18 protein-coding genes are annotated in these 20,612 nt (G+C 68.5%); 15 read left to right on the top strand and 3 right to left on the bottom strand.

What is annotated here, in order from left to right; translation table 11 throughout:
• Positions 1-161: 161 nt before the first annotated feature.
• Together AC1XX3_RS07865 and AC1XX3_RS07860 are read left to right on the top strand one after the other, a co-directional pair.
• Positions 162-1,001 (top strand): phosphotransferase enzyme family protein, encoded by an 840-nt coding sequence (locus AC1XX3_RS07865; protein ID WP_483320532.1) that lies wholly within the window; start codon positions 162-164, stop codon positions 999-1,001.
• 117 nt (positions 1,002-1,118) lie between these two features.
• Positions 1,119-2,252 (top strand): winged helix DNA-binding domain-containing protein, encoded by a 1,134-nt coding sequence (locus AC1XX3_RS07860; RefSeq protein ID WP_483320531.1) that lies wholly within the window; start codon positions 1,119-1,121, stop codon positions 2,250-2,252.
• 120 nt (positions 2,253-2,372) lie between these two features.
• On the opposite strand, the gene AC1XX3_RS07855 is transcribed toward AC1XX3_RS07860, so the two are convergent.
• Positions 2,373-2,732: a VOC family protein gene (locus tag AC1XX3_RS07855; RefSeq protein WP_483320530.1), complete on the bottom strand. Its 360-nt coding sequence runs from the start codon at positions 2,730-2,732 to the stop codon at positions 2,373-2,375.
• Positions 2,733-2,821: 89 nt separating this feature from the next.
• On the opposite strand from AC1XX3_RS07855, the gene AC1XX3_RS07850 reads away from it, so the two are divergent.
• Both AC1XX3_RS07850 and zwf read left to right on the top strand, forming a co-directional pair.
• A complete protein-coding gene (locus tag AC1XX3_RS07850; protein WP_483320529.1) occupies positions 2,822-3,847 on the top strand; it encodes a helix-turn-helix transcriptional regulator in 1,026 nt (341 codons plus the stop codon).
• Positions 3,848-3,900: 53 nt separating this feature from the next.
• A complete protein-coding gene (gene zwf, locus AC1XX3_RS07845) occupies positions 3,901-5,397 on the top strand; it encodes a glucose-6-phosphate dehydrogenase (protein ID WP_483320528.1) in 1,497 nt (498 codons plus the stop codon).
• Positions 5,398-5,409: 12 nt separating this feature from the next.
• On the opposite strand, the gene AC1XX3_RS07840 is transcribed toward zwf, so the two are convergent.
• Complete coding sequence (locus AC1XX3_RS07840; RefSeq protein ID WP_483320527.1) at positions 5,410-6,624, bottom strand: GNAT family N-acetyltransferase; 1,215 nt, start codon at positions 6,622-6,624, stop codon at positions 5,410-5,412.
• 79 nt (positions 6,625-6,703) lie between these two features.
• Between AC1XX3_RS07840 and ispF the strand changes: the two genes are divergently transcribed.
• Positions 6,704-7,213, top strand: coding sequence for a 2-C-methyl-D-erythritol 2,4-cyclodiphosphate synthase (gene ispF, locus AC1XX3_RS07835; protein ID WP_483320526.1), 510 nt, complete (start codon positions 6,704-6,706; stop codon positions 7,211-7,213).
• A 15-nt stretch (positions 7,214-7,228) separates the two neighbouring features.
• On the opposite strand, the gene AC1XX3_RS07830 is transcribed toward ispF, so the two are convergent.
• Positions 7,229-7,834, bottom strand: a complete 606-nt coding sequence (locus AC1XX3_RS07830; protein WP_483320525.1) for a TetR/AcrR family transcriptional regulator — start codon at positions 7,832-7,834, stop codon at positions 7,229-7,231.
• Positions 7,835-7,923: 89 nt separating this feature from the next.
• Here AC1XX3_RS07830 and AC1XX3_RS07825 point away from each other — a divergent pair, with 89 nt between their 5' ends.
• From AC1XX3_RS07825 to mshB, 10 genes are all read left to right on the top strand, one after another.
• On the top strand, positions 7,924-9,045 hold the full coding sequence (locus tag AC1XX3_RS07825; RefSeq protein WP_483320524.1) for an ABC transporter permease: 1,122 nt from the start codon (positions 7,924-7,926) through the stop codon (positions 9,043-9,045).
• Complete coding sequence (locus tag AC1XX3_RS07820; RefSeq protein ID WP_483320523.1) at positions 9,042-10,160, top strand: ABC transporter permease; 1,119 nt, start codon at positions 9,042-9,044, stop codon at positions 10,158-10,160. The genes AC1XX3_RS07825 and AC1XX3_RS07820 overlap by 4 nt, the downstream gene beginning before the upstream one ends.
• Positions 10,161-10,173: 13 nt before the next feature.
• Positions 10,174-10,974, top strand: coding sequence for an ABC transporter ATP-binding protein (locus AC1XX3_RS07815; protein ID WP_483320522.1), 801 nt, complete (start codon positions 10,174-10,176; stop codon positions 10,972-10,974).
• 93 nt (positions 10,975-11,067) lie between these two features.
• Positions 11,068-13,554, top strand: a complete 2,487-nt coding sequence (gene pepN / locus AC1XX3_RS07810) for an aminopeptidase N (protein ID WP_483320521.1) — start codon at positions 11,068-11,070, stop codon at positions 13,552-13,554.
• Positions 13,555-13,881: 327 nt separating this feature from the next.
• The gene (locus tag AC1XX3_RS07805) at positions 13,882-15,513 is read left to right on the top strand and encodes a peptide ABC transporter substrate-binding protein (RefSeq protein WP_483320520.1); all 1,632 of its coding nucleotides are present in this window, start codon (positions 13,882-13,884) and stop codon (positions 15,511-15,513) included.
• 102 nt (positions 15,514-15,615) lie between these two features.
• Positions 15,616-16,539: an ABC transporter permease gene (locus tag AC1XX3_RS07800; RefSeq protein ID WP_483320519.1), complete on the top strand. Its 924-nt coding sequence runs from the start codon at positions 15,616-15,618 to the stop codon at positions 16,537-16,539.
• Positions 16,540-16,582: 43 nt separating this feature from the next.
• Positions 16,583-17,485 (top strand): ABC transporter permease, encoded by a 903-nt coding sequence (locus AC1XX3_RS07795; RefSeq protein WP_483321165.1) that lies wholly within the window; start codon positions 16,583-16,585, stop codon positions 17,483-17,485.
• A gap of 109 nt (positions 17,486-17,594) precedes the next feature.
• Positions 17,595-18,608, top strand: coding sequence for an ABC transporter ATP-binding protein (locus AC1XX3_RS07790; protein ID WP_483321164.1), 1,014 nt, complete (start codon positions 17,595-17,597; stop codon positions 18,606-18,608).
• Entirely contained in the window at positions 18,605-19,606 is a 1,002-nt protein-coding gene (locus AC1XX3_RS07785; RefSeq protein ID WP_483320518.1) for an ABC transporter ATP-binding protein, read from the top strand. Before AC1XX3_RS07790 ends, AC1XX3_RS07785 begins: the two co-directional genes overlap by 4 nt.
• 58 nt (positions 19,607-19,664) lie before the next feature.
• The gene (gene mshB / locus AC1XX3_RS07780; RefSeq protein ID WP_483320517.1) at positions 19,665-20,609 is read left to right on the top strand and encodes an N-acetyl-1-D-myo-inositol-2-amino-2-deoxy-alpha-D-glucopyranoside deacetylase; all 945 of its coding nucleotides are present in this window, start codon (positions 19,665-19,667) and stop codon (positions 20,607-20,609) included.
• Positions 20,610-20,612: the final 3 nt, after the last annotated feature.

Raw genomic sequence — 20,612 nt, 5'->3', positions numbered from 1 at the left:
AACTGATCTGACGGTGCGCAACTGATCTGACGGGTCGTCGCTGCGTCGGTGGCACCGAAGGAAAACCCTGACGACGGGTGACGTCGACATTGGTAGGGTGCCGAGCCAGCGGCGCTGCACAGCTCACCGATCCTGCAGGGTGGCAGAGAGGAGTCAGCGTCATGGTGCAGCGGTCAGACATCCCGCTCGCGATCGCTGCAGCCAGGTCGACAGTGTCGTCGTTGGGACTGAGCGTGGACGAGACCATCGTCGTTCAGAACTCCAACGCGCTCACCCTTCGTCTGCTGCCGTCCGACGTGTTGGTACGGGTCGACCCGGTGCCGCCGGAGGTGGCCCAGTTTCAGCTGGATCTCGCGCAGCAGCTGCTCGCCGCCGGGTGTCCGGTGGCGGCGCCTGATCCGCGCGTGCCGCCTCGGGTCTATGCGCGCAATGGCTTCGCGCTGACCGTGTGGACGTTCTATCAGCCCCGAACACCCGAAGACATCGCACCCGCTGAGTACGCCGAGGCGCTCGCCCGGCTCCACGCCGGCATGCGCACCGTCGACATGGCGACGCCGCACTTCACTGATCGGGTCGAGCAGGCCCAACAGCTCGTGGCGAGCCGAGCCGAGACTCCGGCGCTCGCCGACGCGGATCGGCAACTGCTTGCCGACGTGCTGGGGGATGGGCGACGAGTGATCCGCGAGCGCGGGAGCGTTGAGCAGCTGCTGCACGGTGAACCGCACCCAGGCAATGTGCTGGCCACGGTGAATGGCCCACTGTTCATCGACTTCGAGACGTGCTGTCGCGGTCCGGTGGAGTTCGACCTCGCGCATGCACCCGAGGACGTGAGTGAGCACTACCCAGGAGCCGACCACGCGCTGCTGAGCACCTGCCGGCTCCTGATGCTGGCGATGATCACGACGTGGCGCTGGGATCCTGCTGACCAGCTACCGGACGGGCACCGCCTCGGAAACGAGTGGCTGAACCAGCTGCGAGCAGCACTCGACCACAACGGCTGACGTCCTCGCCGAGCGGGACGCCCCGGGAGGGTCCCGCTGGAAGGCGGCGTTCCGCGTCGTCGGCGCCGTCGAGGCGGGACAGGCGACGGCGCATCGGAGCACGGCACAATCGTGCGGGTGAGACTCACCGAGCGCCGGCTCAACCGCTCCACCCTTGCCCGCCAGCTGTTGCTGCACCGTGAGCCGGTGGACGTGGTGCAGGCCGTTCGGCGGGTGGTGGCGTTGCAGGCCCAGGAGCCGGCTTCGCCGTACGTCGCCCTCTGGAACCGGATGGCGGTCCTGAACCCGGCTCAGCTCGACATCGCCTTCGCAGACCACGCGGTGGTCAAGGCCACTGCCATGCGAACAACGCTGCACGCGGTGGCGGCAGATGATTATCCGGTCTTCCGCGCGGCGATGGAGCCGACCCTGCGTGGGTCACGTCTGCGCGACGCCCGATTCACCAGGTCAGGGGTTCCGGTCGCCGAGATCGAGGCCCTGATTCCGTCCCTGGTCGAGTACGCGGCTGAGCCGCGGAGCAACGCTGACCTCCAGGCCTGGATCGCGGAGCGGGTGCCTGCCCTCTCAGACGCCGAAGCCTGGGCGGCGCTGCGTCCGTATCTGCCGCTGGTGCATGCGCCGACGAGCGCCCCGTGGTCGTTCGGGCCGCGGCCGGCGCACATCGCAGCGCGGTGGCCGCCGTTTCCCGGCGGGGCGCAAGCGGCCATCCCGGTGCTGGTCAGGAGGTATCTGCAGGGATTCGGACCGGCGTCGATCGCCGATATCGCGCAGTTCACCGGGCTCAACCGGACGATCATCCGCCAAGCGGTGGTGGAGTGGGGCGACGACCTGATCCGTCATGAGGGACCCGCCGGGGAGAGCTTGTTCGACGTGGTCGGCGGCGCACTGCCGCCCGACGACACGCCGGCAGCTCCGCGTCTGCTGGGCATGTGGGACAGCATCTTGCTGGCCTACCACGACCGTCGCCGGGTCATTCCGGCCGAGCATCGGTCTCAGATCATCCGTAACAACGGTGACGTGTTGCCGACCCTGCTGGTCGACGGCTACGTGGCGGGGGTCTGGCGACCGGTCGCGGGCGGCATCGAGGCCACGGCCTTCGGCGCGCTGGCGGACGAGGTCTGGGACGGCCTCGCTGTCGAAGCGGCTGCCCTGGTGGGCTTCCTCGCCGCTCGCGATCCCCAGATCTACCGACGGTACGGCCGTTGGTGGTCGCTGCTGCCGGCGGGGGAGACGCGCAGACTTGCTGGCTGAACCCTGTGGCGGCACTCCTCGGCGTCGTGATCGTCGAGTCGTGCTGCGACGTGGCGAAGGGGTCCCGGTCGCGGGCTGGTGTTCATCGCCGGCAGATCTGGCTGACGTCGACCTTCGCGCTCAGTCGCGCGGGCAGACCCGCAGCAGGTGCCCGTCGGGGTCGGCGGCGACGAACGTACGCCCGAACACGGCGTCGTACGGCTCAGCCAGGATGGTCACGCCCTGGTCGCGCCACGCGGCGTGCCACCGGTCGACCTGCTCGGCCGAGGTGATCATGAACGCCACCTCGGCTCGACCGACGAGCTCACCGGTTGGCAGCTCCGGATCGGTCCAGACCGCGAAGGTGGCGCCGCCGGCAGCCTCGAAGGCCACGTAGTTCGGGCTGTCGAACACCGGCTCCTCCGCTAGTAGCCGGCGATAGAAGGTGGCGCTCTGCTGCGCATCTCGTACGTGCAGCAGGAAAAGATTGGGCTTGGTCATGTCGGCTCCTTGATCTGGGAAACGTCGTCAGATCAGCCTTCTGGACATACCTGACATCTGCGGTCAGGTATTTGACACAGAATGGGGAGATGAGGTCAGCCCGGTTGCTCGGCATCGTGTTGGCGTTGCAGGCCCGTCCCAAGATCACCGCGGTCGAGCTGGCCCGCCGGCTCGAGGTGTCGGAGCGGACGATCTATCGCGACGTTGACGCGCTTTCCTCCATCGGGGTGCCGATCTACGTCGAGCGCGGCCGGTACGGCGGCGTCTGCTTGCTACCGGGTCACCGGCTGGACCTGACCGGGCTGACCGGTCCCGAGGCTGAGGCGTTGCTGGTTCAGGTCCGCCAGGCCGGCCAGCTGGACGACCTGGAGCTGGCCCCTGCCGTCGAGGCGGCGGTGGCCAAGCTGGAGGTGGCGCTGCCGTCGGGCAGGCGTCGGCCGGGGCCCACCTTGGCTGATGTGGTGCTGGTCGATCCCGTCGGGTGGTTCAGTCGGGCGGAGGGGAGCGAAGTGGCACCGCTGGCTCGGGAGCTGCTGGAGGGGCGTCGCTTGGTGATCGGCTACCGGCACAGCGGGGCGACGGCTGCTCAGCGCTACACCGTCGATCCGTACGGCGTGGCAGCAAAGGGTGGCCGCTGGTATCTCGTTGCCGACCACCGCGGTCGGCCACGGCTGTTCCGGTTGGAGCGGCTGCAGCGCTGGACGGCCATCGATGAGCCGGCGCGCCACCGCGACGGCGCGACGCTGCGGCAGCGCTGGGCTGAGCTTCACGACCGGGTGGAGGCGCCACCGCGGGTCCTCGTCACGGCTCGTGTCGACACCAGCAGACTGGACCTGGCGTTGCGGATCCTCGGCTCCCGGGTCGTCCAGGTGAGCGACGAACCCGGCGGCGTCTCGTTGCTCACCATCGGGTACGCCCAGCTCGACGGTGTACGGCAGCTGCTGCAGTTCGCCGACCACCTGGAGGTGCTGGATCCACCGTCGGCCCGGGCGCTGGTGCATGACCTCGCCGTCGACCTCGCCCGCCGCCATCGAGCGAAGCGAACTGTCGGCCGCGGTCGGAGTCCGGCTGAGCACAGCACCGGCGCCGGTTACGGTCGCGAGCCAGGACCGTAAAGAACTGAGCAGGCCGACGCCGCGGGCTGGACGGTCGTGCAATCATCGGATTCGTGGCCGACCATCCCGCACAGACCATCGCGTACCCCGCTCCGGGCGCACGTCCGTCGCGACACGGCGCCGAGCAGGTGCCACCGCACGTCATCGTCTTGTTCGGGGCGACCGGCGACCTGGCCCGGCGCAAGCTGCTGCCAGGGCTCGCCCACCTGACCCTGTCGGCGCTGACGCCGGACATTGAGATCGTCGGGACCTCGCTCGAGGACTACGACGACGACTCCTTCCGCGACTTCGCCCGGCAGGCGCTGGCCGAGTTCACCCACCGGCCGCTGACCGACGACCAGTGGGAGCACTTCGCCAAGAAGCTGACCTACGTGCCGCAGTCCGCCGGACCCGAAGGGCTGGTGGCCAAGGTGGCGAAGGCGGAGGCGAATCTGGGGCAGGACGTCTGCCGGCTGCACTACCTCAGTGTCCCGCCGGCGGCCGCCACCGCGGTGATCCGGATGCTCAAGGACGCCGACCTGGTGGACCGCGCGCGGGTGGTGATGGAGAAGCCGTTCGGCACTGACCTGGCCAGCGCCATCGAACTCAACGACTTCGTGCACCAGACCTTCGACGAGAGCCAGATCTTCCGGATCGACCACTTCCTCGGCAAGGAGGCGGCCCAGAACATCTTGGCGTTCCGCTTCGCCAACGGACTCTTCGAGCCGATCTGGAACCGCAACTTCATCGACCATGTGCAGATCGATATCCCCGAGACCCTTGGACTCGACCGCCGCGCCGGCTTCTATGAGTCGACCGGCGCGTTCAAGGACATGGTGGTGACCCATCTGTTCCAGGTGCTGGCCTTCGTGGCGATGGAGCCGCCCACCGCGTTGGAGCCACGCTCGATCAGCGAGGAGAAGAACAAGGTCTTCCGCTCACTGTCGCCGATCGACCCGAGCAAGGTGGTCCGGGGTCAGTACACCGGCTATCGCAACGAGAAGGGGGTGGCCTCCGACTCCGACACCGAGACGTTCATCGCGCTCAAGTGCGCGATCGACAACTGGCGCTGGGCGGGGGTGCCGTTCTATCTGCGCACCGGCAAGCAGATGGCGGAGGGCCAACGGATCATCTCGATCGCCTTCCGCGAGGCGCCGAAGAGCATGTTCCCGCCCGGGTCGGGGGTGGAGTCGCAAGGGCCGGACCACCTGACCTTCGACCTCGCCGACGAGTCCAAGGTCTCGCTGTCCTTCTACGGCAAGCGCCCGGGGCCGGGCATGAAGATGGACAAGGTGAGCATGCAGTTCTCCACCCAGGAGACCGACCGGGTGGCCGACGTGCTGGAGGCGTACGAACGGCTGATCATGGACGCGATGCGCGGCGACCACACCCTGTTCACCACCGCCGACGGCATCGAGAGTCTGTGGGAGCGTTCGGCACCACTGCTCGACAACCCGCCGCCGGTGAAGCCGTACGCCCCGGGCACCTGGGGTCCCAACTCCATTCACCAGCTGATCGCCCCGCACGCCTGGCGGCTCCCGTTCGAGCGGGCCTGGCGGGAGAAGCGCTGAGGTCGGGTCCGCTCAGAAATGGTCCCGGATGTGCCGGGACCGACCGCGGAACAGTGCGTCCCACAGATCGTCCTCGGCGGACTCGCCACCGGTGACCAACCCGGCCATCCGCAGGTTGGCCGTCGACTCCGCGCCGGCGAAGATCATCGCCAGCGCGCGGGGCGCCAGCGTACGTTCTGCCGCATCGATCCGCTGACAGGTCGCCCGGCCGTCCGCCACGGTGAGGCGATAGCTGCCGTCGTTGTCGGTGAGGAAATGCCCGGCCACCGTGAAGGCCAGCTCGGCCCGCAGCCCGGACGGATAGCCCCGCGCCTCCAGCGCGCCCGCCACGTCCAGCACGCTCAGCATGTACGGGGAGGAGTCGATCACGGTCCAGTGCAGTGACGGCACCGCGAGTCGGGCGATGTCCTCGGTCGCGGTGTCGATCTTGACCTGCGAGGTGACAGAGGCGAAGGAGCCCAGCATGGCCAGCAGCGCGCGATAGCCATCGAGACTGGTGGCGATCAGATCCACCACCTCGATCATGGCGATGTCGCCGGCGCCCGGGCCGCGGTTCCAGGCCGCATAGCCGCAGCAGGCGCCGTCGGCGTCGATCGCGATCGTGGTGCCGGTCGCCTCGCCGAGGATCTCAGCCACCTCCGCCTCGAACGAGATGCCGCGCCGGGAGAGGGGGCCGTTCTGCTGGGCCGCCCACCGGTCGTAGACCTCCCGCATCGCCGCCACATCCTCGGACGTCGCGCGGCGGGTAGTGACGCCGGTCGGTGGTCGGATCGCGGCCAGATCAGTGGTCGGCAGCTGGACGGTGACGGCATCGGCGACGAGCTCGTAGCCGAACTTGCGATAGATCCCCGGAGCGCTGGGGAACAGCGTGGAGATGACCTCGCCACGGGCCCGCCCGTCGGCGACGGTCGTGGCCAGCAGATCGCTCAGGAGCTTGCGGCCGCGGTATTCCGCCGCGACGGTCACCCCGCCGATACCCAGGGTGGGCACCAGACGTCCACCGAACCAGGACGCGTACTCCCGCCCGACAGCCCGCGCCGCCAGCAGGTCACCGTCGAAGGAGCCGAACCAGTGCATCCCCGGTGAGTCGAGGGTGGCCGGGTCGGTGGGCGGCGTGGTGGGCACGCCGAACGCCTCGTGCCCGAGCTGGCGGGAGACGGTGGCGTCGGCGGCGGACAGGGCGCGGACCTGGAAGCGTGGCTCGCGCTGGACATCGGCAGAAGGCATGGGTCCTATGGTGGCGTATCCGAGCAGGTGGTGCCTCCTCAGATCTCCGCCGGGCAGAGGCACCGCTAGCCTCGGCGTCATGATCACCTCCGCCGATCCCATCGACCGCCGGGTCGGTCTCGGGCACGACATCCATCGCCTGGTGCCCGGTCGGGTGTTGGTGCTGGGGGGCGTTCTCGTCCCGGCCCCGGTGGGATTCGACACCCACTCCGACGGCGATGTGCTCAGCCACGCGGTCGTCGACGCGATGGCCGGTGCGGTGGCCGACGGTGACCTGGGCACGCACTTTCCCGAGGATGACCCGGCCGCGAACGACGCCCGCAGCCTCGACTTCGTCGTCGCCATGGTGGGTACGCTCGCCGCGGCCGGTTATCGGGTCACGTCGGTGGACAGCTTCGTGGTGCTCGGTACGGTGCGGCTGCGTCCCCACCTGGACGCCATCCGTGACTCGCTGGCCGGCGCGCTCGGGTTGGCGGCGGAGCGGGTGTCGGTGAAGGCGCGGTCCAACGACGGACTCGGGCCGGAGGGGGAGGGGATAGCGGTCAGCGCCACCGCCGTCGTGCTGGTCGAGCGCACGCAGCGCGGCTAGCGCGAGCTGAACCTGCTAGGGCCGCAGAGCGGCCAACACGAAGGCTGCCACCCGGTCGGCTGCCTCGTCCGGGTCGTGCTCACCCGAACCAACCGGGAGCCGCTCGGAGCCGAGCACGGCGGACACCATCGTGACCACCATGGCGGGGTCGAGGTCGGTGCGGAACTCGCCCGACGCCACTCCCGCGGTGATGATCTCGTTGATGACCGTGTGCAGTGGCTGGAACCGTGAGACCAGGTCCACGTGCGCACTCGGGGGCAGGGTATTGCCGTCCAGCATGCCGGAGTCGGCGCCACCGCCGGGCTCCTCGCGGAACTGGTGCATCTGCCGGCCGATCAGCCAGCGCAGCTGGTGCTCGGCATCGGGCAGGTCGACCAGCTCGGCCCGGATCCGGTCCACGAAGACCTCGACCGCGCGGCCGATGTAGGCCATCAGCAGGGCTTCCTTGTCCGGCACGTAGTTGTAGATGGTGTTGCGCGCCATGCCGGCCCGGGCCGCGACGTCGGCCAGGGTGAGACTGGCGTAACCCTTGTCCGCGAGCAGATCTCCGAAGGCGTCGAGCAGCTCGCCCCACATCAAGGAGCGGTGCGCGGCAACGCTCTCGGCGCGGATCCGGGGCATGGCGTCAGTGAATCACACCGAGCGGGCCTCGGAGAAGATCACGACGCCCCGTCTTGAAGATTACGACGCACTGTCGTAAAGTTGCCGACATGTTCTTGGCTTTCCGGGAGATGCGCAGGGCGAAGGTCCGCTTCGGCCTGCTGATCGCGGCCGTGAGCCTGCTGGTGTTCTTGATCTTGGTGCAGCAGGCGATCCAGAACAGCCTGGTCACCTCGTTCATCGGCGCGCTCGAGCGGCAGACCGCTCCGGTGCTGGTCTACACGACCGACGCGCAGCGGGCTCCGATCGGCAGCGTGATGCCGCCACCGCTGGAGAAGGCGGTCGCAGGCACGGACGGGGTGGGCGATCACGCCCGCATCGGGATCGGATCCTTCACCGTCACCGACGAAGCGGGCACCGAGTCGAGCGCAACGTTCTTCGGCTTCCAGCGCCAAGAGCTGGGGGGACCCGGTGCGCTGACCGAGGGCCGTCTTCCCGCGGCGGCCGGCGAAGCGGTCGGCAGCTCCTTGGACTTCACCACGGGGGAGCGCATCACGGTCGTGCCCACCGGTAGCGGCACGCCGGTCACGGTGACCGTCGTCGGCCTGGCGAAGGACGCGCAGCTGCTGGTCACGCCGACGCTGTTCGTCACCTACCCGACCTACGAAGCCGCCGTCACCGCGGCCAATCCCGACGCCACCCAGGTGTTGCCCAGCCTGATCGCCGTCCGGCCCGCCGACGGCGTCAGCGACGCAGAGCTCGTCACCCGGATCAACGACACCTCCGACGACGTCGAGGCGCTGACCCAAAGTGACGCCGCCGCCGGGGCGCCCGGGGTGGCACAGGTGCAACAGTCGTTCCAGATCATCTTCGCCCTCTACGGTCTGGTGGTCCCGTTGATCACCGGCCTGTTCTTCTTGATCATCACCCTGCAGAAGGCCGGCGCACTCACCCTGCTCCGCGCCGTCGGGGCACGGGCCGGGGTGCTCGTTCGGTCCCTGTTGATCCAGGTTCTCGTCGTGGTGGGCGGTGGCATCGCGGCCGGTACCGCGCTCTACGCGCTGCTGTCGCAGTTCCAGCTCGGCACCTTGTCGCTGACCTTCAGCTGGTCGGCCGTCGGGTTCTGGGCGGCGCTGTTGCTCGGCCTCGGCGTGCTGAGCGCCGTGGTGGCGGCCCGCCGGGTGCTGTCCATCGACCCGGTCGAGGCCACGACGTCAGGAGGTGCCCGATGAGACTCGCCTGGCGAGAGCTACGCCGTACGCCCAGCCGCTTCGCGGTGGCCACCGTCATCTTGTCGCTGATCGCGGTCCTGCTGATGTTCCTCGGCGGTCTGCTCGATGGCCTCATCGGCAGCGCCACGGGTTCCTACCAGGCGCAGCGGGGCGAGGTCATCGTCTATTCGGCCAATGCGCAGGACTCACTGAGCCGCTCCCGTATCGACGCCACGCAACGCCAACAGGTCACCGACGCCGCCGGTGGCGACGTGCAGGTGGGTGGCCTCGGCACGGTCGCCCTGGGCGGTCGGCTGGAAGGCCGCGGTCCTCGCGACCTGGTCAGCATCAACCTGTTCGGCTACGAGCTGGCTCCCCGTGGGCTGCCGGACAACGCGCCCGGAGACGGTGAGGCGTACGCCGACGAGTCGCTCCAGGCGGAAGGCATCGCGGTCGGCGACGTGGTGGAGCTCGGACCGGCACAGACCCCGGTGACAGTGATCGGCTTCATCGACCCGCAGGAGAACTCCAGCTCGGGCGCGCTGTGGACCTCGTTGGGCACCTGGCGCAGCACCGTGGCGGCCAACCTGCCGAGCCAGCGGGTCGGTGACGACGTGGTGCAGGCCCTGGTGTTGGACTACCCCGAGGCGCCGGACCAGTCGGTGCTGACCGCGATCGACGAGGCGACCGGGCAGACGACCCGGACGCTCAGCATCGAACAGGCCATCCAGGCCATCCCCGGGGTCTCGGCCCAGCGCACCACCTTCAACCAGATCCTCGGGGTGACCATCGGCATCGCTGTCGTGGTGGTGGCCCTGTTCTTCGCCCTGCTCACGGTGGAGCGGACCGGTCTCTACGGCGTGCTCAAGGCCGTCGGCGCCCGCTCCCGCACGCTGTTCACCGGGGTGCTGCTGCAGGCCGTCGCCGTCACGGTGATCGCCTCCCTGGTCGGGGTGGGGGCCTCGCTGCTGTTCGCCGCGCTGATCCCGGCCGGTTCCATCCCATTCCAGATCGGTCCCGCCCGCCTGCTCGGCAGTGTGGCCGTGCTCCTCGTCGCCGCCGTCCTCGGCTGCGCGTTCTCACTTCGTCGAGTCCTGCGGGTCGACCCCGCGGCCGCCATCGGCGGCGTCCAGTGATCGGAGATTGCTCGTGACCAGTGCGCTCACCATGCAGGGTGTCCGCAAGACGTACGCCATGGCCGACTCCGAGGTGGTGGCGCTGGCCGACGCCGGCCTGGAGGTCGGCTCGGACGAGATCATCGCCCTGGTCGGGCCGTCCGGCTCCGGCAAGACCACCCTCTGCTCCATCGCCGGCGGCATCTTGTCGCCGACCTCGGGCTCGGTGGTGGTCGGTGGACAAGACATCTCCGGCTACAACCGGGCGCGGCTGACCGAGTTCCGGCGTACGTCGGTGGGGTTCGTCTTCCAGTCGGTCAACCTGGTGCCGTTCCTGACCGCCCGGGAGAACCTGCTGGTGGTGGCCGAGCTCGGCCCCCGGTCCGGCAAGGCCGGTCGCCGTCAGGCCGCGGCCCGGGCTGACAAGCTGCTCGAGGAGCTGGAGCTGAGCGACCGCGCCGGCAACCTGCCCGGTCAGCTCTCCGGTGGTCAGAAGCAGCGGGTGGCCATCGGCCGGGCGCTGATGAACGACCCGGAGCTGGTGCTCTTCGACGAGCCGACCTCCGCCCTCGACAGCAAGCTCGGCGACCAGGTCGTCCGGCTGATCCGTGACGAGATGAAGGCGCGGGGGACCGCCGCCATCATCGTCACCCACGACGACCGGATCACCCACTACGCCGACCGCACCGTGCACATCCAAGACGGCACGGTGGTCGGCGACGAGGTGGTCGGATCCCCCGACGAGGCGGATCGCGGACCGATCGACTCGGCGGACCCCGCCGACTCCGCCGACGCCGCCGACGAACAGCGTCACCTGGCGCGCCGCGCTCTCTGACCCTCCCGGCGTACCGCAGGCCGCCACCGCTGCCACACCGTCAGCTGCCGACCGCGCCGGCTCGGACGCAGGACGGCAGGTAGGTTTTCGTCCATGCCTCGATCGACAGACCACGTCAGCCTGCTCCGTACCGAAGCGGTCGACCGCGCCGCCGCGCTGGACGTCCGCTCGACGACTGTCGAGCTCGACCTCACAGCGGAGACGGACTTCTTCACCTCGGTCACCACCATCGAGTTCGGCTGCCGGACGCCGGGGGTGGAGACCTTCGTCGACTTCAAGGGTGTCGAGCTGCACCGCGCGACGCTGAACGGCGAGCCGCTCGACGTCGCCACCTGGCGGCAGGGCCGGTTGCCGCTGCAGGTCGAGCAGCGCGACAACACCTTGGTGGTCGCCGGCCGGATGGCCTACTCGAGCGACGGCGAGGGGCTGCACCGCCACGTCGACCCGGCCGACCAGCAGACCTATCTGTATGCGATGTCGTTCCTGGACGCCGGCCCGCGCTGGTTCGCCTGCTTCGACCAGCCCGACCTCAAGTCGCGCTACGTCCTCGACGTCAGCGCGCCGGAGCACTGGACAGTGATCGGTAACGGTCCCAGCGAGAACCTCGGGCCCGGCCGCTGGCGGATCGCCTCGACCCAGCCATTGTCGACGTACTACGTGACGTTGGTCGCGGGACCGTACGCCTCGGTGTATGCCGAGCACGACGGCATCCCGCTCGGCTTCCACGTCCGGGCCTCGCTGGGTGAGTTCCTCTCCGCCGAAGCCGACGACCTGATCGCCGTGACCAAGGCCTCCTTCGACTATTACCACCGCGTCTTCGGCGTCCGCTACCCCTTCGGGGAATACCACCAGGCGTTCGTGCCCGACTTCAACGCCGGGGCGATGGAGAATCCGGGCTGCGTCACCTTCCGCGACCAGTTCATCTTCCGGGCCAAGGCGACCGCGTCAGAGCGGGCCAGCCGGGCCGGCACCATCGCGCACGAGATGGCGCACCAGTGGTTCGGTGACCTGGTCACCATGACCTGGTGGGACGACCTGTGGCTGAACGAATCCTTCGCGGAATACATGGCCCACCGCTGCTGCGATGAGGCGACGCCCTATCCGCTGTGGACCGAGTTCGGCATCGTCCGCAAGGACTGGGGGTCGGTCGCCGACCAGTCGCCGTCCACCCACCCGGTGGCCGGGAACGGCTCCGCCGACGCTCAGTCGGCGTTGCAGGACTTCGACGGCATCTCCTACGCCAAGGGCGCGGCGGTGCTCAAGCAGCTGGTGGCCTACCTCGGCGACGACGTGTTCCTGGCCGGCCTGCGGGACTACTTCGACCGGCATGCCTTCGGCAACGCGGAGTTCGCCGACCTGATCGCCGCCTGGACCCGAGCCGGGGCCCACGATCTCGACGCCTGGGCCGGTGAGTGGCTGCGCACATCCGGGATGGACCGGCTCGACGTCGAGCGGCTGGCCGGTGAGGTGGTCGTCACCCGTACGCCGCCGGCCGGTTCTGACGCCGACCGTACCCATGCCCTGGTGGTGGCCGGTTTCGACGCCGACGGTCGGGTGCTGTCTCGGACCGAGACCACCCTGGCCGGGCAGCCGGTCCGGATGCCGGTCGGAGACGAGGTCGTCACCGTGGTGCCCGATGCCGAAGACCAGACCTGGGCCACCGTCCGCTTCGGCGCCGATGGCTGGCCCGGTGTCGCGGCGCTGCTCCGGGTGCTGCCGGAACATCCGTCCCGGACCGTCGCGCTGAACAGCATCCGCGACTCCGTCCGCGCTGCAGAGCTCGACCCGGCCGCTGCCTTGGAGATGATCTGCGGGGCCGTCGCGGTGGAGTCCTCCGACGTGGTGCTCCGCTCGGTCCTGCAGTTCGCCCTGGACCAGGCCGCGGGGCCCTTCAGCCCGCCGGAACGGCGACCGGAACGTCGTGCCCAGCTGTACCGGAGCGTGCGTGGCCTGTTGGACTCCGCCGAGGCCGGGTCGGACCGCCAGCTCGCCACCTTCCGGCTGGCCATCCGCAGCTGTGACGACCCGACGGTGCTGGCGTCGTGGCTGGATGGTCGAGGGCTGCCGACCGGGATCGTCTTGGACCCCGAGCTGACCTGGGCTCTGGTCACCCGGCTGGCGGGGTGCACCGGCGACTCCGCGGTGATCGAGCGTGCGCTGGCTGACGACCCGTCAGCCTCGGCGCACGTGCATGCAGCGCGCGCCCGAGCCGGACTGCCGTCGGCGGAGGCCAAGGAGGCAGCCTGGGCGCTGTTGATGCAGCCGACGAGCACCGGTGCCTACGAGCTCTATGCCACCGCGGAGGGGTTCTTCGCTCCGACCCAGACCGAGCTGACGGCGGCGTACGTACCGCGCTACTTCGCGGAGATCAGCGCGACCGCCGAGTTCCGCAGCGGCTGGGCGCTGGGTCAGGTGGCCATGCTGGCCTACCCGGCGAGTGCCTCGACACCGCAGACGCTGGCCTTGGCGGAGGAGACGTTGGCGCGGACCGACCTGCCGTCGCCGGTGCGCCGCTCGCTCGTCGACGGCACCGACCGGCTGCGGCGTGCGATCGCCTCGCGTCAGCGCTTCGCCGGCTGACGCGGCCGCGCCGGGCCGGCGGTGACCGCAGCGCCTCGGTGATCGGGGGCGACGCCGTTGTCACCCCCCACCGGCCCGCCCCGTGACGGCGGCAGGGTAGTCGGAGCCTACTCCCGCGGGTGTGCCTGGATGGTGGCCGACAGTGCGGACGACCATGTCTGGTATGCCGCGGCCCAAGGTGACAATCATGTTTCGTCATGGGCGCGCAATGCGCAAGAACTTGCAGTCGCCGGTCGCATCGCCTAGAACTGACGCCATCCTGTGCGCGTACCGTCGCGCCAGCTCACCGTGTCCGAAACCGGACATATCCTTGGAGGAGGACATCACATGCGAGGACGAACTCGCGCGATGGCCGCCGCTGCCATCACCTCGATCGCCTTACTGGCGTCGGCGTGCGGCGGCGGGGGCGAAACCCCCGGCACCAGCGAATCTGCTGGCCAGGCCGGCGGATCGATCACCATTCGTGGCTGCACGCCGCAGAACCCGCTGCTGCCCGGTAACACCTCCGAGGTGTGTGGCGGCAACGTGCTCGACGCCGTGCTGGCCAAGCTGGTGCACTACAACTCCGACACCGCAGCGCCCGAGATGGACGTCGCCGAGTCGATCGACACGACTGACAACCAGACCTTCACCGTCAAGCTGAAGGCCGGATACAAGTTCCACGACGGCACCGACGTCAAGGCGAAGAACTTCGTCGACGCCTGGAACTACACCGCCTACTTCCCCAATGGTCAGGGTCAGAGCTACTTCTTCGGGGTGATCGAGGGCTACGCCGACCTGCAGCCCACCGACGAGGCGCAGAAGGAGACTCCGAAGGCCAAGGAGATGACCGGTCTCAAGGTCGTCGACGACACCACCTTCACCATCAAGACCTCCGAGCCGGTCTCGAACCTGCCGGTCCGGTTGGGCTACACCGCCTTCGCGCCGCTGCCCGACTCGTTCTTCGCCGATCCCGAGGCCTACGGCAAGAAGCCGGTCGGCGCCGGTCCGTTCCAGGTGGAGACCAACGACGCGACGCAGATCGTGCTGAGGAAGTTCGCGGACTACTCCGGCGCCAACAAGCCGAACGTCGACCAGGTCACCTTCCGGATCTACAACGACGCCAACGCTGCCTACAACGACGTGGTCGCCAACCAGATCGACTTCACCGACATCATCCCGGCCGACCAGCTGGTGGGCGACGCCTGGAAGACCGACCTGGAGGGTCGCAGCGAGCTGGCGGACACCGGTATCACCCAGACTCTGACCTTCAGCCCGAACGACGAGCAGCTGAAGGACAACGTCGACCTGAAGAAGGCCATCTCGATGGCCATCAACCGTGACGAGATCATCGCCAAGATCTTCAACGGCACCCGCGTCCCGGCGACCGGCTGGGTCTCGCCCGTGGTCGACGGTTACAAGGCCGAGGTCTGTGGCGACGCCTGCACGTTCAACGCTGACGCCGCGAAGGCCCTCTACCAGAAGGCCGGTGGCTACTCGGGCACCCTCACGATGGGCTACAACAACGACGGCGGGCACAAGCAGTGGGCCGAGGCCACCTGCAACTCCGTCAAGAACACCCTCGGCGTGGACTGCGTCGCCCAGGGCACCCCGGACTTCAAGACGCTGCTCGACCAGATCGAGGCCGGCGAGCGTCAGGGCATGTTCCGCACCGGTTGGCAGATGGACTACCCGGCCATCGAGAACTTCCTCGCTCCGCTGTACGGCAAGGGCGCGGACTCCAACTACTCCAAGTACGACAACCCGAAGTTCGACGCGAAGCTGAAGGAAGCGGCTGCGGCGGGCACGGCGGACGAGGCCAACAAGCTCTACCAGGAGGCCGAGGCGATGCTGGCCGTGGACTTCCCGGTGGCGCCGCTGTGGTACCAGGCGACCCCGGTCGGCTGGTCGAACAAGGTGACCGACGTCAAGGTCACCCCGTTCAGCACCCTGGACCTGTCGTCCATCAAGCTCAAGTGAGCTAGCTCTCCCACTCCAGAGGTCGGCTCGCCGGACATTCCGGCGAGCCGACCTCTGGCGTTGAGGTAGGAGTGATTCCGCACCGAACGAGAGGAGCGACGCGTGGGCAAGTATGTGCTTCGGCGCCTGCTGCAGATGATCCCTGTGATCTTGGGATCGACCTTCTTGATCTACACGCTGGTCTTCGCCCTTCCGGGCAACCCGGTCGAGGGCCGCTGCGGTGAGCGCCCGTGCTCAGATGCCTACATCGCGGCCTTCAACAGCGAGTACAACCTGGACAAGCCGCTGCTGGTGCAGTACGTGCTGTATCTCGGCAAGCTCTTACAGGGCGATCTGGGCACCAACTTCTACGGCAACCGGGTCATCGACGAGCTCGCGCTGCGCTACCCGACCACGGTGAAGCTCGCCGTGGTGGCGATCGTCTTCGAGATCGTCATCGGCATCATCGCCGGTGTCCTGGCCGGCATCCGCAAGGGCAAGTTCCTCGACCACCTGGTGCTGGTCAGCACGCTGTTCGTGGTGTCGATCCCGATCTTCGTCATCGGCGGCGTGCTGCAGCTGGTCTTCGGCGTCCGGCTGGGACTTTTCCCGGTGACGGCCACTCAGGGGACCTGGGGTCAGCTCATCCTGCCGGGCTTCGTCCTCGGCTCGGTGTCGATCGCCTACGTCGCGCGGCTGACCCGCACCAGTGTGGTCGAGAACCTGCGCTCCGACTACGTCCGCACAGCCAAGGCCAAGGGCCTGACCGCACGCCGCACCGTCAGCGTGCACACGCTGCGCAACTCGCTCATCCCTGTGGTGACCTACATCGGCGCCGACTTCGGCGCCCTGATGGGTGGTGCGGTCGTGACGGAGCGCATCTTCAACATCAACGGCGTCGGCTTCTTCATCTTCCGCAGCATCAACCAGCAGGACGGCGTGTCCGTGGTGGGGGCTGTGGTCTGCCTGGTGGTCATCTATCTGATCATGAACCTGCTCGTCGATCTCTTGTACGGGATCCTGGACCCGAGGATCAGCAATGACTGACACGTCGTCACCCCTCAGCGAGACCTCGGGAGCTGCCGCTGCCATGGTGCCGACCGCGGTGCCTGGCAGTGACGACGCACGGTCCCTGTGGTCGGACGCCTGGGGTGAGCTGAAGCGGAACCCGCTGTTCTGGATCTCCACCGCGCTGATCGTGATCTTCGTGGTGATGGCGATCGCCCCCCAGCTGTTCACCCGCACCGACCCCTACTACGCCGATCTCAGCCGCAGCCGGGAGAAGCCGTCCGGCAGCGCCTGGTTCGGGATGGACCAGCAGGGCTACGACATCTACGCCCGGACCATCTACGGCGCCCGTGCGTCGATCCTGGTCGGCATCCTGACCACGGCCTCGACCCTGGTCGTCGGCTCCATCGTGGGTATCGTCGCCGGCTATGTCGGCGGTTGGCTCGACGCCCTGCTGTCGCGGATCGCCGACATCTTCTTCGCCATCCCGCTGTTGCTCGGCGGCATCCTCATCCTCTACTCGTTCCCGAGCACCTTGGACACGCCGTACCTGGTGGTGGTACTCAAGGTGGTGCTCGCCATCGGCGTGCTGGGCTGGCCGAACATCAACCGGTTGATGCGCTCCAGCGTCTTGCAGGTGAAGCCGAACGACTACGTCCAGGCGGCCCGTGCCCTGGGTGCCAGTCCCTTGCGGATCATCGTCTCCCACGTGCTGCCGAACTCGCTCGCTCCGGTGATTGTCGTCTCGACCATCAACCTCGGCGTGTTCATCGCGACCGAGGCCACGCTGTCCTTCCTCGGCATCGGACTGCAGCCGCCGGCCATCTCCTGGGGCATTGCGATCTCCGAGGCGTCCGGCATCGGCTTCATCCGCTCGACCCCGCATATGTTGCTCTTCCCGAGCGTTTTCCTGTCGCTCACCGTGCTGGCGTTCATCATGCTCGGGGACGCCATCCGCGACGCGCTCGACCCGAAGCTCCGCTGAGAGGACTCGAATGTCACACGCAACACGCACCGGCCGTGGCCGGGTCCTGGGCCGCGGCAAGGACGTCGACGTGATCGCCGGCGGCGGCCGCTGGCAGCCCAAGGACGAGATGCTGCTCCAGGTGGAGGACCTCCAGGTCGAGTTCCGCACCCGCGAGGGGGTGGCCCGGGCCATCAACGGGGTGTCCTTCGACCTCCGCCAGGGGGAGACGCTGGCGATCTTGGGGGAGTCGGGCTCCGGCAAGTCAGTCACCGCCCAGGCGGTGATGGGCATCCTCGACTCACCGCCCGGCTTCATCACCGGCGGCGCGGTCCGCTACTGCGGCACCGATCTGTTGACACTGCCGGAGGAGGACCGTCGCCAAGTGCGCGGCGCCGAGATCGCGATGGTGTTCCAAGACGCGCTGTCCTCGCTGAACCCCGTCTTCCCGGTCGGCTGGCAGATCGCCGAGATGTTCCGCAAGCACCGCGGCATGAACAAGTCCGACGCCATGGCTGAGGCCGTCCGGCTGATGGAGCGGGTAGCCATCCCCGGTGCGGCCGACCGGGTCCGGGCCTACCCGCACCAGTTCTCCGGTGGCATGCGCCAGCGCATCATGATCGCCATGGCGATCGCGCTCGACCCAGCGGTGCTGATCGCCGACGAGCCGACCACCGCCTTGGACGTCACGGTGCAGGCCCAGATCATGAAGCTGCTCGAGGAGCTGCAGGAGGAGCGCAAGATGGGGCTCATCCTGATCACCCACGACCTCGGCGTGGTCGCCGACGTGGCCGACCGCATCGCCGTGATGTACGCCGGTCGCATCGTCGAACACGCCGACGTCTTCGACCTGTATGCCCGCCCGGCGCACCCCTACACCAAGGGCTTGTTGGAGTCGATCCCGCGGCTGGACCAGAAGGGCCAGAACCTGGCCGCCATCGGCGGGCTTCCGCCGAACCTGATGAACATCCCGGCGGGCTGCCCGTTCAACCCGCGCTGCCGCTACGTCCACGACGTCTGCCGACATGACCCGCCGCCGGAGCTGCTGGTCATCGGTCACCACCGTCGCAGTGCCTGCCACTTCGCCCAGGATGTGCTCACCGGCACCGCCGTTGCCACCGTCGACCGTGAGGGACTGCGATGACCGACGTGATCTTGAGGGCCGAGGGACTCACCAAGTACTACCCGATCCGTACCGGTGTGCTGCGCCGCACGGTCGGGCACGTCAAGGCGGTGGATGGCGTCAGCTTCGACCTGCACAAAGGCGAGACGCTCGGCATCGTCGGGGAGTCGGGCTGCGGCAAGTCGACTCTGGGCCGACTGCTGATGCGACTGGAGGAGCCGACCGCCGGCCGGCTGACCTTCGACGGCGTCGACGTGTACTCCCAGCGGGGCGCGGACATGCGCAAGCTGCGGCGCGACATCCAGATCGTCTTTCAGGACCCGTACACCTCGCTCAACCCGCGCAAGACGGTCGGCGACATCGTCGGTGAGCCGTTCGAGATCCACTCCGACGTGGTGCCGCGGGGTGGGCGACGGCGCCGCGTCCAGGAGCTGCTGGACCTGGTGGGTCTCAACCCCGAGCACATCAACCGTTATCCCCACCAGTTCTCCGGTGGCCAGCGGCAGCGGGTGGGGATCGCCCGCGGCCTGGCGCTCAACCCGAAGGTGATCATCTGCGACGAGCCGGTGTCGGCGCTGGACGTGTCGGTGCAGGCGCAGGTGGTCAACCTGCTGGAGAGGCTGCAGGCCGAGCTGGGGTTGGCGTACGTCTTCATCGCCCACGATCTGTCGGTGGTTCGGCACATCTCGCACCGCGTCGGGGTGATGTATCTGGGCAGCCTGGTGGAGATCGGGGACGAGGACCAGATCTACTCCCGACCCACCCACCCGTACACCCAGGCCCTGCTGTCGGCGGTGCCGGTTCCCGACCCGACCCTGCGCAACACCCGGACGCAGATCGTGCTCAGCGGCGACGTACCAAGTCCGGCCAACCCGCCGAGCGGCTGCCGGTTCCACACCCGGTGCTGGAAGGCGCAGGAGGTCTGCACCACCGAGGTGCCGCTGCTGGAGCCGCGCGAGGACGGGCTGTCCAGCCATCCGTCGGCGTGTCATTTCGCCGAAGCCCGGCAGGTCGTCTGATCTCACCACTATCCCTGGGTGGCCGAACATAGTTGGCACGCGTCGTAAGGTGGAGGTCGTGAATTCTGCCGCCCCCCTCCCCACCTCGGCTCAGCGCCTCCTGCTGGTCCACGCGCATCCAGACGACGAGACGATCGGCACCGGCGTCACCATGGCGAAGTATGTGGCCGCCGGTGCGCAGGTGACGTTGGTCACGTGCACCATGGGCGAAGAGGGCGAGGTCCTGGTCGACGAGCTCGTTCACCTGGGAGCTGATCATGACGACACCCTGGGCCCGTACCGGAAGACCGAACTGCAGGCCGCGATGGCCGAGCTCGGCGTCACCGACTTCGTCCGCCTCGGCGGAGACTTCCGCTATCGCGACTCGGGTATGGCCTATGACGACAAAGGGATGGCGATCGCCCGCGACGAGCTGCGCGACGGCATCTTCTGGACCGCCGACCTGCTCGAGGCGGCGTCCGAGCTGGTGCGGGTGATCCGCGACCGCCGCCCGCAGGTGCTGATCACCTACGACCAGTTCGGCGGCTACGGACACCCCGATCACATCCAGGCCCACCGGGTCGCCATGTACGCCTATCTGCTCGCAGCTGTTGCGTCGTTCCGCGACGACCTGGGCGAGCCGTGGCAGATCGACCGGGTGCTGTGGACCACCATGAGCGAGAGCCGGATGCGCAAGAGCATCCAGGCGCTCCGCGACGCCGGCGACACCGAGAGCTGGAAAGGCTTCGACCCGGACGGCGAGATGCCGCCGATGGTGTCGCCCGACTCCGCCATCGACGTGGTCGTGGACGGTACCGCCTACGTGGACAAGAAGATGGCCGCGATGCGGGCCCACGCGACCCAGATCACCCTGGACGGGCCGTTCTTCGCGATGGCCGACAACTTCGGCGACGAGGCGTGGGGGCACGAGTTCTTCCGCCTGGCGGCCGGCCTGCCCTTCCCGGACGAGACGTCGAGCGGACCCGAGCACTGGGCTGACGACATCTTCGCCGGACTGGGCTGAGGG

This window comes from Microlunatus sp. M237 (genome assembly GCF_056896895.1).
The sequence above is the reverse complement of the archived record's forward strand: the minus strand, read 5'-3'. Positions and strand labels throughout refer to the sequence as shown.

Excerpts from the sequence above, each read along its gene's own strand:
- AC1XX3_RS07820 (WP_483320523.1), top strand. The coding sequence starts at position 9,042 with ATGAGACTCGCCTGGCGAGAGCTACGCCGTACGCCCAGCCGCTTCGCG.
- AC1XX3_RS07850 (WP_483320529.1), top strand. The coding sequence starts at position 2,822 with ATGAGGTCAGCCCGGTTGCTCGGCATCGTGTTGGCGTTGCAGGCCCGT.
- AC1XX3_RS07865 (WP_483320532.1), top strand. The coding sequence starts at position 162 with ATGGTGCAGCGGTCAGACATCCCGCTCGCGATCGCTGCAGCCAGGTCG.
- AC1XX3_RS07855 (WP_483320530.1), bottom strand. The coding sequence starts at position 2,732 with ATGACCAAGCCCAATCTTTTCCTGCTGCACGTACGAGATGCGCAGCAG.
- AC1XX3_RS07805 (WP_483320520.1), top strand. The coding sequence starts at position 13,882 with ATGCGAGGACGAACTCGCGCGATGGCCGCCGCTGCCATCACCTCGATC.
- AC1XX3_RS07840 (WP_483320527.1), bottom strand. The coding sequence starts at position 6,624 with ATGCCTTCTGCCGATGTCCAGCGCGAGCCACGCTTCCAGGTCCGCGCC.
- ispF (WP_483320526.1), top strand. The coding sequence starts at position 6,704 with ATGATCACCTCCGCCGATCCCATCGACCGCCGGGTCGGTCTCGGGCAC.
- pepN (WP_483320521.1), top strand. The coding sequence starts at position 11,068 with ATGCCTCGATCGACAGACCACGTCAGCCTGCTCCGTACCGAAGCGGTC.
- AC1XX3_RS07785 (WP_483320518.1), top strand. The coding sequence starts at position 18,605 with ATGACCGACGTGATCTTGAGGGCCGAGGGACTCACCAAGTACTACCCG.
- AC1XX3_RS07790 (WP_483321164.1), top strand. The coding sequence starts at position 17,595 with ATGCTGCTCCAGGTGGAGGACCTCCAGGTCGAGTTCCGCACCCGCGAG.
- AC1XX3_RS07795 (WP_483321165.1), top strand. The coding sequence starts at position 16,583 with ATGGTGCCGACCGCGGTGCCTGGCAGTGACGACGCACGGTCCCTGTGG.
- AC1XX3_RS07825 (WP_483320524.1), top strand. The coding sequence starts at position 7,924 with ATGTTCTTGGCTTTCCGGGAGATGCGCAGGGCGAAGGTCCGCTTCGGC.
- AC1XX3_RS07830 (WP_483320525.1), bottom strand. The coding sequence starts at position 7,834 with ATGCCCCGGATCCGCGCCGAGAGCGTTGCCGCGCACCGCTCCTTGATG.